The organism is Oceanimonas sp. CAM02 (genome assembly GCF_032842915.1).
GTDB lineage: Bacteria > Pseudomonadota > Gammaproteobacteria > Enterobacterales > Aeromonadaceae > Oceanimonas > Oceanimonas smirnovii.
The window spans coordinates 57,208-73,022 of sequence record NZ_JAWJBK010000006.1 but is presented as its reverse complement, the minus strand read 5'-3'; the positions used below and the strand labels follow the sequence as shown (position 1 = coordinate 73,022).

Annotated in this window: 14 protein-coding genes; 6 read left to right on the top strand and 8 right to left on the bottom strand. The window is 54.4% G+C overall.

What is annotated here, in order from left to right; genetic code table 11:
• Positions 1-313 precede the first annotated feature (313 nt).
• From hemG to R0I78_RS02165, 3 genes are read right to left on the bottom strand one after another with little or no spacing between them, the layout of a single operon-like run.
• Complete coding sequence (gene hemG, locus R0I78_RS02175; protein WP_317074140.1) at positions 314-838, bottom strand: menaquinone-dependent protoporphyrinogen IX dehydrogenase; 525 nt, start codon at positions 836-838, stop codon at positions 314-316.
• Positions 839-849: 11 nt separating this feature from the next.
• Positions 850-2,307: a TrkH family potassium uptake protein gene (locus tag R0I78_RS02170; protein ID WP_317074139.1), complete on the bottom strand. Its 1,458-nt coding sequence runs from the start codon at positions 2,305-2,307 to the stop codon at positions 850-852.
• A gap of 21 nt (positions 2,308-2,328) precedes the next feature.
• Positions 2,329-2,949, bottom strand: a complete 621-nt coding sequence (locus tag R0I78_RS02165; protein WP_317074138.1) for a YigZ family protein — start codon at positions 2,947-2,949, stop codon at positions 2,329-2,331.
• Positions 2,950-3,143: 194 nt separating this feature from the next.
• Here R0I78_RS02165 and fadB point away from each other — a divergent pair, with 194 nt between their 5' ends.
• The 3 genes from fadB to tusA all read left to right on the top strand — a co-directional run bounded on the left by fadB (position 3,144) and on the right by tusA (position 6,785).
• On the top strand, positions 3,144-5,282 hold the full coding sequence (fadB, locus tag R0I78_RS02160) for a fatty acid oxidation complex subunit alpha FadB (protein ID WP_317074137.1): 2,139 nt from the start codon (positions 3,144-3,146) through the stop codon (positions 5,280-5,282).
• A 20-nt stretch (positions 5,283-5,302) separates the two neighbouring features.
• Positions 5,303-6,466 (top strand): acetyl-CoA C-acyltransferase FadA, encoded by a 1,164-nt coding sequence (gene fadA, locus R0I78_RS02155; RefSeq protein WP_317074136.1) that lies wholly within the window; start codon positions 5,303-5,305, stop codon positions 6,464-6,466.
• A gap of 73 nt (positions 6,467-6,539) precedes the next feature.
• Entirely contained in the window at positions 6,540-6,785 is a 246-nt protein-coding gene (gene tusA / locus R0I78_RS02150) for a sulfurtransferase TusA (RefSeq protein ID WP_019935620.1), read from the top strand.
• A gap of 127 nt (positions 6,786-6,912) precedes the next feature.
• Here tusA and R0I78_RS02145 read toward each other — a convergent pair whose 3' ends face one another.
• Positions 6,913-7,569 carry an OmpA family lipoprotein gene (locus R0I78_RS02145; RefSeq protein ID WP_395536306.1) on the bottom strand — a complete coding sequence of 219 codons (657 nt, stop codon included), beginning with the start codon at positions 7,567-7,569 and terminating at the stop codon, positions 6,913-6,915.
• Positions 7,570-7,647: 78 nt separating this feature from the next.
• Positions 7,648-8,217 (bottom strand): DNA-3-methyladenine glycosylase I, encoded by a 570-nt coding sequence (locus R0I78_RS02140; protein WP_317074134.1) that lies wholly within the window; start codon positions 8,215-8,217, stop codon positions 7,648-7,650.
• Between the two features lie 100 nt (positions 8,218-8,317).
• Here R0I78_RS02140 and glyQ point away from each other — a divergent pair, with 100 nt between their 5' ends.
• The 3 genes from glyQ to R0I78_RS02125 all read left to right on the top strand — a co-directional run bounded on the left by glyQ (position 8,318) and on the right by R0I78_RS02125 (position 12,727).
• Positions 8,318-9,229: a glycine--tRNA ligase subunit alpha gene (glyQ, locus tag R0I78_RS02135; protein ID WP_019935623.1), complete on the top strand. Its 912-nt coding sequence runs from the start codon at positions 8,318-8,320 to the stop codon at positions 9,227-9,229.
• Positions 9,230-9,233: 4 nt separating this feature from the next.
• Entirely contained in the window at positions 9,234-11,303 is a 2,070-nt protein-coding gene (gene glyS / locus R0I78_RS02130; protein WP_317074133.1) for a glycine--tRNA ligase subunit beta, read from the top strand.
• A gap of 164 nt (positions 11,304-11,467) precedes the next feature.
• Complete coding sequence (locus R0I78_RS02125; protein WP_317074132.1) at positions 11,468-12,727, top strand: valine--pyruvate transaminase; 1,260 nt, start codon at positions 11,468-11,470, stop codon at positions 12,725-12,727.
• Between the two features lie 264 nt (positions 12,728-12,991).
• Here R0I78_RS02125 and R0I78_RS02120 read toward each other — a convergent pair whose 3' ends face one another.
• The 3 genes from R0I78_RS02120 to ilvD form a co-directional block, all read right to left on the bottom strand.
• Complete coding sequence (locus tag R0I78_RS02120) at positions 12,992-13,435, bottom strand: Hsp20 family protein (RefSeq protein WP_019935626.1); 444 nt, start codon at positions 13,433-13,435, stop codon at positions 12,992-12,994.
• A gap of 37 nt (positions 13,436-13,472) precedes the next feature.
• On the bottom strand, positions 13,473-13,898 hold the full coding sequence (locus tag R0I78_RS02115) for an Hsp20 family protein (RefSeq protein ID WP_317074131.1): 426 nt from the start codon (positions 13,896-13,898) through the stop codon (positions 13,473-13,475).
• A gap of 143 nt (positions 13,899-14,041) precedes the next feature.
• Complete coding sequence (gene ilvD, locus R0I78_RS02110) at positions 14,042-15,736, bottom strand: dihydroxy-acid dehydratase (RefSeq protein ID WP_317074130.1); 1,695 nt, start codon at positions 15,734-15,736, stop codon at positions 14,042-14,044.
• Between the last annotated feature and the right edge of the window lie 79 nt (positions 15,737-15,815).

Here is a 15,815-nt window from a genome sequence, read left to right as displayed (position 1 = left end):
CAGTTTGCTTGATACTAATTTTTAAAGAGCGATGCTCTGCAGCTCAAGGCTGCTTAAAGAGCGTTGACCGCTTTCGCTGGTCAGGGCTGCGTATTCTACGCAACTCTTGGTGTTCGTCAAGCGTTGAATCAAACTTTATTTTGTTGTCTTTCAACGTTTGTGACCGTAGGCCGCTTGCCCCGTGTCAGTGGATGCGCATTATAGGGAGCCGCGATTTTTGCGCAAGGGCTTTTTTGACATTTTTATTAAAAAAAGCGACTCCGTATAAAAAACATACCAAAACCGCTTTTTACTGTATTTTTACTGCGCGATATCAGCCCCGGCCGGCGATTTTCTTGGCGAATTCGCTGACTTTGTCCCAGTCAGTGAACTCCAGATCCTGGCTGGTATCGGTGCTGCCGCCGGTGATTTTCATGATCAGCTGAATGATACGGGTCTGCCACCAGTTGTATTCGCTGTATTTCAGCGCACCGGCAAATACGCCTATGGTTCGAGGTCGCCAGGGAGACTGAGCCAGAAATTTCTTGATATAGGCGTTGTTTTCAGGAACGGCTTTCTCTGGCTTACGTGCAGTGAGACAAACGCAAAAAAAAGTCGAGTCTGCTACGGCCAGCTGCTCACTATGGTGCTGAATAAAGTTATGAACACTATCGTGGAAACGACCGTAGCGAATAGAGGCCCCTATCAGCACCTTATCGTATTTGCTGAGGTTTTTTCTGGGATTGGTGTGCAAATCCACCAGTTCCACATCATAACCACTGAATTCACACCGCATCGCCTCAATGATCTTGTGGGTCTGACCATTACGGGATGAATAAAGTACCAACAGTTTTTCCATAGACTCCTCAATCAGCTGCGCCAGAACGCTGGCGTGAACAGCACCAACAGGGTAAATATTTCAAGACGACCAAACAGCATGGACAACACCAAAATCCACTTGGCGCTGTCTGTTGTGCTGCCAAAGTTGGCGGCAACTTCGCCCAGACCCGGGCCCAGGTTATTCAGGGTAGCAACCACAGCAGTAAAAGCGGTAAGTTCGTTCATGCCGGTCGCCAGCAGCGCCAGCATGCAAATAACAAATACCAATGCATAAGCGGCAAAAAAGCCCCACACTGCCTCAACCACTTTATCAGCTAACGCTTTGTTGCCAAGTTTTATTCGATACACAGCTCTGGGATGAATGAGCCGCTTGAGCTCACGCATCCCCTGCAGATTGAGCAGCATAATTCGCACTACTTTAATGCCTCCGCCGGTACTGCCGGCGCAACCTCCAATACAGGAGGCAAACATCAGCAATACCGGCAGAAACAAAGGCCATTCGGCAAATCCTGTAGTACTGAAACCGGCAGTAGTAGCGATGGATACCGACTGAAACAGTGCCTGATCCAATGCCTGCCAGGGATCGCTGTATACCTGATGAACCAGTAACATGACCATGCAGATAAGAGTCAGTACCAGCTGCACACCAATAAAGACTTTCAGCTCAGGATCCAGCCGGTACACCGACAGCCGCATGCCACGGTTAGAAAAAGCAGCGAAATGCAGGCTGAAGTTAACACCGGCAATAATCAGAAACACCACGATAATAAGGTTGATTGTGGGGCTGTTAAAATAGCCCACACTGGCGTCGTAGGTAGAAAAGCCGCCGATAGCAATAGTAGAGAAGGAGTGACAGATGGCATCAAACAGGTTCATGCCTGCCAGCCACAGTAACAGGGCACAGACAATCGTCAGCACCAGATAGATGTACCAGAGCGCCTTGGCGGTTTCGGCAATACGCGGAGCGACCTTATTGTCTTTCACCGGCCCGGGAATTTCAGCCCGAAACAGCTGCATGCCACCAATACCCAGAATGGGCAGAATCGCCACCGCCAGCACAATGATCCCCATCCCCCCGAGCCATTGCAGCATCTGACGATAAAACAGTATGGCCTTGGGCAGGTTGTCCAGACCACTGATAACAGTGGCCCCCGTGGTGGTGAGGCCGGAAAAGGACTCAAAAAATGCTTCAGCCACTGTCATATCCGGCACTTCACTGAGCAGGAAAGGAATGGCCCCAACACTGCCCAGCACTGTCCAGAACAGCACTACGATAAGAAAACCTTCCTTGGCCCGCAGATCTTTATGGTGATTACGGTTAGGAAACCACAGCACCAACCCCAGTACCAGGCAGATAATAAAGGCACTGAAGAAGTCGAGACCGGCACCGTCCCGATAGATATAGGCCACCAGTGCCGGTGCCAGCATGGTGACGCTGAATAACGCCACCAGAATACCTACAATACGGATAATAGAACGAATATGCATGAAGGGCTTCCGGCCTGTGTATTAATCGGTTAGCGGGCGGGCGATTACCCTTCCCTGAGTTCTGTCTTTAATTTGCTGCGCCAGGCTGTTAAGCAGGCGAATATCGACCCGCAGCACTCCGGAAACCATAACGCCATAATCCAGCTGCTCCCAATGAGCACCACTCTGAGTAAACAGATTTTCCAGCTGAGCCATGTCGCTATAGTCGGCAGAAAGTGCAAGCCGACCTTCTATTATCTTTTCCGTGGTGCTCAGTTCAGCCAGGGCACCGTTTACCGAACTGCCATAAGCCCGCACCAGTCCGCCTGTGCCCAGTTTGATACCACCAAAATAGCGCACCACCACAGCTGTTATTTCACCGATACCCGCTCCCTGCAAGACGGCCAGCATGGGTTTTCCTGCCGTGCCGGTGGGCTCGCCGTCATCACTGAAACCCAGTGCCTGAGAGTCGTTGGGGGCACCTGCCACAAACGCGGAACAATGATGACGGGCATCGGGATATTCGGCCCGTATTTGCTCAATAAAGACTTTGGCTGCATCAGCATCCGGCGTATGGGCCAGATAGGTAATGAAACGGCTTTTTTTGATTTCCTGCTCCCACACCACAGAAGCGGCTGGAACCAGATACGGAGTGAAGGTCATGAATCATCCCTGTATATCTGAGACTAGCCATCATATCACAGCTGAAAAGTGCCCTGGACGGACAAAAAATACACAAACGCTTTTTAAACAAGCGTTTTAAAATACATTGAAAAGTGTCTATTTACTGTCCATAGTGATTTGACTGTGCTTGGTTGTTAACGGCGCTGCCTCAGGGAATTCAAGGAGATATTTATATGATCTACCAAGGTGAAACCCTATCGGTCACCCTTATGGACAATGGTATTGCCGAGCTATGCTTTAATGCGCCCGGCAGTGTGAATAAACTGGACGGTGCAGCTCTGCTGACACTGGAAGCAGCCATTACCGCTCTGGAAAAAACAGAGAGCATTAAAGGACTGCTGGTCACCAGTGCTAAAGACGCCTTTATTGTGGGTGCCGACATTACCGAGTTCCTCGATAAGTTTGCGTTACCTGACAGTGAGCTGGCAAGCTGGCTGGGCCGGGCCAATTCCATTTTCAATCGTATGGAAGATCTGCCTTTTCCCACCGTGAGCCTGGTTCGCGGCTACGCCCTTGGCGGTGGCTGTGAATGTATTCTAGCCACCGACTTCCGTTTGGGCGATGCCAGTGCCCGCATTGGCCTGCCGGAAACCAAGCTGGGCATTATGCCGGGCTTTGGCGGCACAGTTCGCCTGCCCAGGCTGCTGGGTGCCGACACCGCCATGGAGTGGATTACCACTGGCCGGGATCATAAAGCCGATGAGTGCCTGAAGTTGGGCATACTGGATGGTATCGTCGATACCACCAAACTGCGTGATGCCGGTATTAAATTGCTGCAGGATGCCGGCTTGCACCACTGGCAAGGCCGCCGCCGGCAAAAAACCTCTCCCCTAACCCTGAGCAAAACCGAAGCCGCCATGAGCTTTGCCACCGCAAAAGGCATGGTAGCTGCCAAGGCCGGCCCTCACTACCCAGCCCCCATAATGGCGGTAAACACCATTGAAGCCGCCGCCGGCATGAGCCGTGACGCTGCCCTGCTGGTAGAGCAGGAAAACTTTATTACGCTCACTCGCACCACTGCAGCCCGCGCCCTGGTCGGACTTTTTCTGAATGATCAGCTGGTGAAAAGCAAGGCCAAAAAGGCAGCAAAAAGCGCCACTGCCACAGAGCGCATGGCGGTGTTGGGTGCCGGCATTATGGGGGGCGGCATCGCCTGCCAGGCAGCCGTAAAAGGCATTTCTGCGGTGATGAAAGACATTAACAACGAAGCGCTGCAACTGGGCATGGATGAGGCCGGCAAGCGGCTTAACCAGCAGCTGGAGCGGAACAAAATAGACGGCAAGCAACTGGCACGGGTACTGTCTGATATTCGTCCGGCTCTCAGTTATGACGAACTGGGCAACGTGGATCTGGTAGTGGAAGCCGTAGTGGAAAACCCCGGCATCAAGGCGAAGGTACTGGCAGAAACAGAGCAAAAGGTGGATGAAAATACCGTTATTGCCTCCAACACCTCTACCATTCCTATTTCTGAGCTGGCGAAAAGCCTCACGCATCCTGAACGTTTCTGCGGCATGCACTTTTTTAATCCGGTGCACCGCATGCCGCTGGTGGAAGTGATTCGCGGAGAGCACACCAGTGATGACACCATCAACCAGGTGGTGGCCTGCGCGGCAGCCATGGGCAAGACTCCCATAGTGGTCAACGACTGCCCGGGATTTTTTGTAAACCGGGTGCTGTTCCCCTATTTCTTTGGCTTTAACCGGCTGCTGGCCGACGGCGCTGATATTGCCGAAATAGACAAGATCATGGAACGCCGCTTTGGCTGGCCCATGGGGCCGGCACAATTACTCGATGTGGTGGGCATGGATACCGCCCATCATGCCGCCGACGTAATGGCACAGGGGTTTCCTGATCGCATGCAGCAAAGCGGCAGCACCGCCATCGACCTGCTGTTTAAGCAAAAACTGCTGGGCCAGAAAAACGGTCATGGCTTTTACTGCTGGCAGCAGGACAAAAAAGGCCGGCTGCAAAAAACCGACAACCCTCAGGCTCAGGCGCTGTTGCAGCAGGCCTTTGGCCAGACAAACTCATTTGAAGCCGATGACATCATTACCCGCATGATGGTGCCCATGGTGAATGAAGTGGTGCGTTGCCTGGAAGAAAACATTATTGCCTCTCCCGCCGAAGCCGATATGGCGCTGATCTATGGCCTTGGTTTTCCTCCGTTCCGTGGCGGTGTATTCCGCTGGCTCGACACTATAGGACTAAACGAATATCTGGCCATGGCGGATCACCATGCCGGCCTGGGTCCGTTGTATCAGGTCAGTGACCGGCTGCGCCACATGGCTCAACACAACCAAACCTTTTACTGAGCGCCCGCAGGAGACAAATCATGAAAGACGTGGTGATTGTAGATTGCATTCGTACCCCCATGGGCCGCTCAAAAGGCGGTGCATTCCGTCATGTGCGTGCCGAAGACTTATCAGCGCACTTGATGCAAGGGCTACTGGCCCGCAACCCGGCACTGAAGGCGGCAGAGATAGAAGACATTGTCTGGGGCTGCGTGCAGCAAACTCTGGAGCAGGGCTTTAACGTAGCCCGCAACGCCGCCCTGCTCGCCGGCCTGCCCAAGTCGGTAAGTGCGGTGACCGTAAACCGGCTGTGTGGCAGCTCCATGCAGGCACTGCACGATGCCAGCCGGGCCATTATGACCGGTGACGGCGACATCTTTATGGTGGGAGGCGTGGAGCATATGGGGCACGTGCCCATGACCCATGGTGTGGACTTTCATCCAAGGCTAGGGCTGAATGTGGCCAAAGCCGCCGGCATGATGGGCCTGACCGCCGAAATGCTGGCAAAGACATATCAGATAAGCCGTAAAGACCAAGATGCCTTTGCACTGCGCTCGCACCAGCGCGCCCATGAGGCTACGGTGGAGGGTCGCTTCAACCGGGAAATTCTGGCCACTGCCGGCCACGATGCCGACGGCGTGCCCTTTTTGCTGGAAAGCGATGAAGTGATCCGGCCCGACACCAGCCTGGACTCCCTCGCCAGCCTGAAGCCGGTGTTTGATCCTGCCAACGGCAGCGTGACTGCCGGCAGCTCATCGGCTCTGTCGGACGGGGCCGCCGCCATGCTGGTGATGTCTGCCGATCGCGCCGCTGCCCTGGGTCTTAAGCCCAGAGCCCGCGTGCGCGCCATGGCGGTGGCCGGCTGTGAGCCCTCTGTTATGGGCATAGGACCGGTGCCGGCGGTGCACAAGGCACTGAAACGCGCCGGGCTTACTCTTGAAGACATCGATGTGTTTGAGCTGAACGAGGCCTTTGCCGCCCAGTCGCTGGCAGTACTGAAAGAGCTGAAACTGCTCGATATCATGGACGAAAGAGTAAACCTCAATGGCGGTGCCATTGCTCTTGGGCATCCGCTGGGCTGCTCGGGCGCACGCATCTGCACCACCCTTATTAATGTCATGGAGCATAACGGTGCAACCCTGGGTGTGGCCACCATGTGTATTGGCATGGGCCAGGGCATTGCCACCGTGCTTGAGCGGCTCTGATGTAACGATGAAAGGGTTGACCATTTTTTCGGCAGCATTAAGATAAGCGGGTTTTCAGAAAAAGTAGACTGATATGACCGTTTCTCTTACCGATGCTCATCACCAGCTGGACGCTACCGGCCTGCGCTGCCCGGAGCCGGTGATGATGGTGCGCAAACAGGTGCGCACCATGGCTGCCGGCGAAACCCTGCTGATCACCGCCGACGATCCGTCCACCAGCCGGGATATTCCCAGCTTCTGCCGCTTTATGGATCACCAGTTATTGTCCAGCCAGACAGACGAACTGCCCTACCGCTTTCTGATCCGGAAAGGGAACTGACAGCTTTAAGCGGTCAGCTATAAGCTGTCAGTTGTTCCGCGTTGTTTTTTCTTACAGCTTGCGGCTGCTTTTACGTAAAAATGCCCGCATTTGCGGGCATTTTTTATCAGGTTACAGATAAATTAGCTTAACCCATGGGGCTCAGGGTTATCTCTACCCGACGGTTCTGGGCCCGGCCCTGCTCGGTAGCGTTGCTGGCGATGGGCTGGTTCAAGCCCGCACCGCGAATGTTAAAGCGGTTGGCAGCAGCACCCTGGCTGATCAGGAACTGACCCACGGTGGCAGCACGACGCTCAGACAGGCTCTGGTTATAGCTGGCAGAGCCGGTGTTATCGGTATGGCCAACTACGTTTACCCAGGTCTTGTCATACTCTTTCAATACCATGGCAACACCGCTCAGAGTGTTGTAGAAACTGGGCGACAATTCGGCACTGTCTACCGCAAAGGTGACGTTGCTGGGCATGTTCAGAATAATCTGATCGCCGTTACGGGTTACGCTGACGCCGGTGCCCTGCATGCGGTCACGCAGTTTGGCTTCCTGCACATCCATGTAATAACCCACGCCGCCACCCAGGGCTGCACCACTGGCAGCGCCAATGAGAATGCCTTTCTTGCGATCGCTGGAGCTGGCGGATGCGCCGCCAATCACGGCACCAGCCAGCGCACCAATACCACTGCCAATGGCAGCATTGGAGGTCTGACGTTCGCCGGTGTAAGGGTTGGTGGTACAGGCGGAAAGAGCCAGTGCCGCCGCCACGGCCAGACAAATCTTCTTCATGGTAATTCCCGTTAACAAAGCACAAGTAACCGTCAATATAGCGCCCTGTCAGGTAAAAAACCAAGTGCTGTATGAGACTTAAGGTCAGCTACTGACGTTGTTCGGATGACAATGACAACTGAGCAGATGATCGTTCACCATGCCGGTGGCCTGCATAAAGGCGTAACAACTGGTGCTGCCCACAAAGGCAAACCCCCGCTGCTTAAGCGCTTTGGCCATGGCATCGGATTCGGGCGTGGTCACCGGCACGGCACTGGCATCAGGCCAGCGGTTAATCACAGGCGCGCCACCCACAAACGCCCACAGCCAGCGGCTGAAGTCGATGCCGTCTTGCTGCATGGCCAAATACGCATGAGCATTGGTAATAATAGACTCGATTTTGCGGCGATTGCGCACTATGCCGGGGTTTTGCATCAGCCGCTCCACATCCTCCGATGTAAAGCGCACCAGCTGTGCAGGCTTAAAGCCGGCAAAAGCATCACGGTAGGCCGGTATCTTGCACAAAATAGTAAACCAGCTCAGCCCGGCCTGCTGGCCGTCAAGACACAGCTTCTCAAACAACGCCCGGCTGTCGTACTCGGGCACGCCCCATTCATGATCGTGATAAGCAATATAACGAGGGTCCTGATTGACCCAGGCACAGCGTTGCACCATGGTGCCTCCCTAATTCAGCCTATATTCACACCGGACCAGCGGGTATACTCGGTAACCTAGTTTCACTCAGCAAACGCACCTATATCAAGGCGCTATCATCATGCAAAAATTCGATATCAATACCTTTCAGGGTCTGATCCTCACCTTGCAGGATTATTGGGCCCGTCAGGGCTGCACCGTAGTGCAGCCGCTGGACATGGAAGTGGGTGCCGGCACCTCACACCCCATGACCTGCCTGCGTGCCATCGGCCCTGAGCCCATGGCTGCGGCTTATGTACAACCATCACGCCGCCCCACCGACGGCCGCTATGGCGAAAACCCCAACCGTCTGCAGCACTATTACCAGTTTCAGGTAGTGATCAAACCATCGCCTGATAATATTCAAGAGTTGTATCTGGGCTCGCTTGAGGCACTGGGCCTAGACCCTCAGGTACATGACATTCGCTTTGTGGAAGACAACTGGGAAAACCCCACTCTGGGTGCCTGGGGTCTGGGCTGGGAAGTGTGGCTCAACGGCATGGAAGTAACCCAGTTTACCTACTTCCAGCAGGTAGGCGGCCTGGAATGCAAGCCGGTAACCGGCGAGATCACCTATGGTCTGGAGCGTCTGGCCATGTACATTCAGGGCGTGGACTCGGTTTATGACCTGGTATGGTGTGACGGCCCCCTGGGCAAAACCACCTACGGCGATATCTTCCATCAGAACGAGGTGGAGCAGTCTACCTACAACTTTGAGCACGCTGATGTAGACTTCCTGTTTGGCTTTTTTGAGCAATGTGAAAAGGAATGTCAGTACTTGCTTGAGCTGGAAAAACCTCTGCCTCTACCCGCCTATGAGCGTATTCTCAAGGCCGGCCATGCCTTTAACCTGCTGGATGCCCGCAAGGCCATTTCGGTCACCGAACGTCAGCGCTACATACTGCGTATTCGTACCCTGACCAAGGCGGTGGCCGAAGCCTATTACGCGTCCCGCGAGGCTCTCGGTTTCCCCATGTGTAAAAAAGAAGGATAAGGCCATGGCTGAACAGAACTTTCTGGCAGAGATCGGCACCGAAGAGCTGCCGCCCAAGGCCCTGCGCAGCCTGGGTGAAGCTTTTGCCAACAACCTGCAAAACGAACTCAACAGTGCTGATTTAGCCTTTAACAGCATTCGCTGGTTTGCCGCTCCCCGCCGGCTGGCCGTTCAGGTCACCGGTCTGGCGGCCGCTCAGGCCGACAAACAGGTAGAGAAGCGTGGCCCTGCCGTGCAGGCCGCCTTTGACGCCGACGGTAACCCCACCAAGGCTGCCATGGGCTGGGCCCGGGGCAACGGCATAGAGGTGGCCGAGGCTGGTCGTCTGAAAACCGACAAGGGCGAGTGGCTGGTGCATGTGGCCGACATTAAAGGCAAACCGGCTGCCGAGCTGCTGCCCGCCATGGTAGAGCAGGCACTGAGCAAGCTGCCCATTCCAAAGGCCATGCGCTGGGGTGACAAAACCACTCAGTTTATTCGCCCGGTACACACTCTTACCCTGCTGTTGGGCGAACAACTGCTGCCCGCCACCATTCTGGGTGTAAACTCCGCCCGTACTATTCGTGGCCATCGCTTTATGGGCGAAAAAGAATTCCAGCTTGATCACGCCGATAACTACCTGGAGCAGCTTGAGACCCGTGGCAAAGTGCTGGCCGATTTTGAGCGCCGCAAAGCCATTATTGAAGCCGGGGTAAAGAAAGCCGCTGCTGCCGTGGGTGGTGAAGCAGATCTTGAAGCAGAGCTGCTGGAAGAAGTGACTTCTCTGGTAGAGTGGCCCGTAGTGCTGACTGCCTCTTTTGAAGAAACCTTTCTCAAGGTGCCTGCCGAAGCGCTGGTGTACACCATGAAGGGCGACCAGAAGTATTTTCCGGTATACAGCGCCGATGGCAAGCTGCTGCCCAGGTTCATCTTTGTGACCAATATCGAGTCCAAGGATCCAAGCCAGATTATTCAGGGTAACGAGAAAGTCGTGCGCCCCCGCCTGGCCGACGCCGAGTTCTTCTTTAATAACGACCGTAAGGCCACCCTGGCATCCCGTCTGGATCAGCTCGACAATGTGCTGTTCCAGAAACAACTGGGCACGGTAAAAGAAAAATCCGAGCGCATCAGCGCCCTGGCCAGCTATGTGGCGGCCGCCATTGGTGCCGATCAGGCGCTGGCCGAACGGGCTGGCTTGCTGTCCAAGTGTGATCTGGTCACCGATATGGTGTTTGAGTTCACCGACACTCAGGGGGTAATGGGCATGCACTATGCCCGCCACGACGGTGAGCCGGAAGCTGTGGCACTGGCCCTGAAAGAGCAATATCAGCCCCGCTTTGCCGGTGACTCGCTGCCTGCTCAGGATATATCTGCCGCCGTGGCACTGGCCGACAAGCTGGATACTCTGGTAGGTATCTTCGGCATTGGTCAGGCGCCCAAGGGCGACAAAGATCCCTTTGCTCTGCGTCGTGCCGCTCTGGGTGCCCTGCGCATTATTGTGGAAAAAGGCTACCAGATCGATCTGCTGATGCTGATCGATCAGGCCCGCGCGCTCTACGGCAACAAGGTATCCAACCAGAATGTTGCTGGCGAGGTACTGGAGTTTATGCTGGGCCGCTTCCGCGCCTGGTATCAGGATGCCGGCTACAGCGTAGACGTGATCCAATCCGTGCTGGCCCGTCGCCCTACCCGCCCCGCCGACTTTGACGCCAGAGTAAAAGCCGTCAGCGCCTTCCGCGAGCTGGATGCCGCCATCGCCCTGGCTGCGGCCAACAAACGGGTAGGCAACATTCTGGCCAAGGTCGAAGGCGATATTCCTGCCAAGGTAAACACGACTCTGCTGCAGGATGAGGCCGAGAAAATCCTGGCCACTCAGGTGGCCGAGCTGACCGAACGCCTGGCCCCCCTGTTTGCCGACGGTGACTACAGCAAGGCACTGGCCGAGCTGGCGGCACTGCGTGAAAACGTAGATGCTTTCTTTGATCAGGTGATGGTAATGGCCGACGACGAGGCCGTGCGTCTGAATCGTCTGGCACTGCTTAACCAGCTGCGCAACCTGTTCCTGCGGGTGGCGGATATCTCGCTGCTGCAGTAAATCTGAAAGTAACACAGTAATGACAGCCCCGTTTACGCGGGGCTTTTTATTGCCTGTTTCACGTGAAACAAAAATAACAGGTACAGACCATAGTCCGGTCGACACCCATGGCAATATCAGATAACGTCAATCTTTTGCAACTCACTGTAATTGGTAGCTCGAACATGGAATTTTCAGCATTCGGACAGAAGTTTACCCGCCATTCCGGCATCACTCAGCTGATGGATGATCTCAACCAGGGTCTGACCGCCGCCAACACCATTATGCTGGGTGGTGGTAATCCGGCAGCCATTCCTGAGGTGATGGCCTACTTGGATCAGCAGGCACTGGAGCTGCTGAAAACCGGAGACCTGCTGAAAGCGGTTGCCAATTACGATGGCCCTCAGGGCAAAGACAGTTTTATTAACGCGCTGGCAGAGCTGTTGTCCAAAGAGCTGGGCTGGCAGGTAGCGCCGGAAAACATTGCCCTGACCAATGGCAGCCAGACTGCCTTCTTCTATCTGTTTAACCTGATGGCTGGTGACTTTAAGGGCGGTCGCAGAAAGAAGGTGCTGTTTCCGCTGGCACCGGAATACATCGGCTATGGCGACAGTGCTCTGGATGAAGACCACTTTGTGGCCTGCAAGCCGGAGATCCGCCAGTTTGATAACGGCATGTTCAAATACTATGTGGACTTTGACAACCTTGAAGTGGGTGACGATATTGGCCTGATTTGTGTTTCACGCCCTACCAATCCCACCGGCAACGTGCTGACCGATGAAGAAATTCGCCATCTGGATCAAATAGCCAGAGACAAAGGCATTCCGCTGCTGATCGACAATGCCTACGGAACGCCCTTTCCCAATATTATTTTCAGTGAAGCCACGCCCTTCTGGAACGACAACACCATACTGTGCATGAGCCTGTCGAAGCTGGGCCTGCCCGGTGTACGTTGCGGCATAGTGATCGCCAACCCCACTATTGTAAAAGCCATTACCAATATCAGCGGTATCGTCAATCTGGCACCAGGCAGCATGGGGCCGGCACTGACTCTGCCCATGATTAAAAATGGTGACATCATTAATCTGAGCAACAATGTCATTAAACCCTTCTACCAGAATAAAGCCGAGCAGGCGGTGGAGTGGCTGCAGCAGGCCATTCCCCTGCCCCAGTTTCATATTCATAAACCGGAAGGTGCCCTGTTTCTGTGGCTGTGGTTTGAGGATCTGCCCATACACTGCCAGGAGCTGTATCAGCGCCTGAAACAAAAGGGCTTGCTGGTGGTGCCGGGCCATTACTTTTTCCCGGGCATTGAAGACGACGACTGGGCTCACAGCAAGCAATGCATTCGCCTGAACTACGCCCAGCCGGAAGCGGACGTCAAAGCCGGTATCGAGATCCTGGCGAAGGAAGTGCTGGCGATTTACGGTGAGAGCCAAAACTGATGGCCCAAACCACTTGTCACTCCGGTACTAAATCAAGTTCAGCATGACGGACCCGGAGTCCAGGACAGTAACACTGTAGTTCGCAGCAAGATACCGGGTCGTTGCCCGGCATGACAGCGCTTATCGTTATGTTGGGACTCATCCCAACCTTGTACTGTCCGGTAGTAAACAGACAACGCCGGTGGCAGCCGAAGCAGCAGTGGGAGTAAGCACTGAAAACAACAACGCCGGCTAAAGCCGGCGTTGTGTTTATCGAGCTACTGATTATTCGCTTTTATGCTCCAGAGTGCGGCCCTCGCCAATTTCAATACGGCGGGGCTTGAGTGCCTCCGGCACTTCCCGCAGCAGGCTGATTTGCAGCAGACCGTGCTCCAGTTTGGCACCCTTCACCTGCACATGGTCTGCCAGCCGGAATTTCAGTTCAAAGTCACGATTACTGATGCCCTGATACAGGTAACGGCTTTCACTATTGGACTGCTCATGCTTACCTTTTACCAGCAAGGTGTTCTGCTCCACTGACAGCTCAAGCTCGCTCTCGGCAAAGCCGGCCACCGCCACCGTGATCAGATAACTGTCTTCGTCCTGTTTTTCGATATTGTAAGGCGGCTGATCACCACTTTTGCCATGCAGCAGGTGCTCAAGATCCCCTACCAGACGATCAAATCCAATGGCAGAACGGTACAACGGGCTCATATCAAAACGACTCATCATCCTATCCTCCAATCGTAAGCAATAGGTCAGACGCTCAGCCGATGCTGATGGTTCTGGGCTTGGCCGCTTCCGGCACTTCCCGTACCAGATCAATGTGCAGCAAGCCGTTTTCCAGATCGGCGCCGGTCACTTTTATATGATCGGCCAGCTGAAAACGGCGCTCAAAACCACGCTCGGCAATACCCTGATACAGGTAGTTACGGCCGCCCTGTTGTTCCGGGGTTTTATGGCCTTTTACCATCAGGGTGTTTTCATGGCTGGTGATCTCCAGCTCCTCCCGGGCAAAGCCGGCCACCGCCATGGAAATACGGTACTGGTTCTCGCTGAGCAACTCGATATTGTAAGGGGGATAACCGCTGTTGCCGTTGCTGCCATTGTTGGCGGCATTTTCCATCAGGGATGCCAGACGATCAAAACCGATGGCGGAGCGGTACAGGGGTGAAAAATCAAAGCGTGACATACATCTATCCTCCAGTGAGCGATATTGATTTGCCCTCCAACCGGACGGGCATTGCGGGCCCTCAACCGAGCGACCCGCCTTGTTCACTATCAGATATAGGGGTGTGTATTTTCGCTTTCAAGTGCTGTTGATAATTTTTTAAGCTATTTCTTTCCGTTTTCATGGCCATCGGTCACGGCACCGTAAGAGGCCGAGCCCACTGTGCTGGCATATTTGGCCAGCACACCCCGGTGATAACGCGGCTCAGGCGGTTGCCAGCGGGCCAGCCGTTCGGCAATGACACTGTCGGTCAGCTCCATTTCCAGCCGGTTATGCTCAGCATCAATGGTAATGATGTCACCATCTTGCACTATAGCCAGCGGACCGCCCTGACGCGCTTCCGGCGTAATGTGTCCCACCACAAAACCATGACTCCCACCAGAAAAACGGCCGTCAGTAATCAGGGCTACGCTCTTACCCAGACCTCTGCCCATAATGGCTGAGGTAGGGCTCAGCATCTCCCGCATGCCGGGCCCTCCTCTGGGGCCTTCATAACGGATCACGATGACATCACCTTTTTGTACTGTGCCATCAAGAATACGCTCCAGCGTTTCTTCTTCAGAGTCAAACACCCGGGCCGGGCCGGTAAAACTCAAGCCTTCCTTGCCGGTGATTTTGGCCACGGCACCGCCCGGTGCGAGATTGCCGTAAAGAATACGCAGGTGACTGTCGGGCTTGATGGGATTATCGAGCAGGCGAATGATTTTTTGCTCTTTCGGATAAGGTGCCACTTCCGCCAGATTTTCTGCCAGTGTTTTACCGGTCACGGTCAGGCAATCACCGTGCAGCAGGCCTGCATCGAGCAGCATCTTCATCAGTGGTTGTATGCCACCAATCTCCACCAGCTCAGACATCATGTAATGCCCGCTGGGACGCAAGTCGGCCAGCACCGGCACTCGTTTACCAATGCGGGTAAAATCGTCCAGGGTCAGGGTCAGTTCCACATCAATGGCATGGGCCATGGCCAGCAGATGCAGTACCGCATTGGTAGACCCACCCAGCGCAATCACCAGCGTAATGGCGTTTTCAAAGGCTTCCCGGGTCATAATGTCTGATGGGCAAATATCCTGTTTCAGCAACTCCAGCACCGCCTCACCTGCCCGCTGGCAATCCTGCACCTTGCTGTCTGAGATGGCAATCTGCGCCGAGCTGCCGGGCAGACTCATGCCCATTACCTCTATCGCTGAGGCCATGGTATTGGCGGTATACATGCCGCCGCAGGATCCCGGGCCGGGAATCGCAGTGTCCTCTATCTGCTTTACCTCAATGGCATTTATATCGCCCTTAGCATGGGCCCCCACCGCCTCAAACACCGAGATAATATCGGTATGATTTTCACCGGGTAGTATGGTGCCGCCATAGACAAATATGGCGGGCCGGTTCAGCCGGGCCAGACCAATCAGACAACCGGGCATATTTTTGTCACAGCCGCCAATAGCCACCAGACCATCAAAGCCTTCGCAGCCAGCAACAGCCTCAATGGAGTCAGCAATAATCTCCCGTGATACCAGCGAATATTTCATGCCCTCGGTGCCATTGGCAATGCCGTCGGAAATGGTGATGGTATTAAAGATAATGCTTTTGCCACCGGCACCATCCGTACCCCAGGCAGCTTCCTGTGCTAACGCATTAATATGCATGTTGCAGGGGGTAAGGTTGCTCCAGGTAGATACAATACCGACCTGAGGCTTATAAAAATCATCGTCGTTAAAGCCAGTACCTCGCAGCATGGCCCGGGCCGGTGCTCTGGATATACCATCTACTATTTGGCTGGAATATTTGCGACTGTTGTTACTCATTATGCTCCCCTTGATGAATGACCAACGTCTCTTCCAGTCTAGTCTGCTTATCAGTGTACCGATGGAAGCAATGAAACCA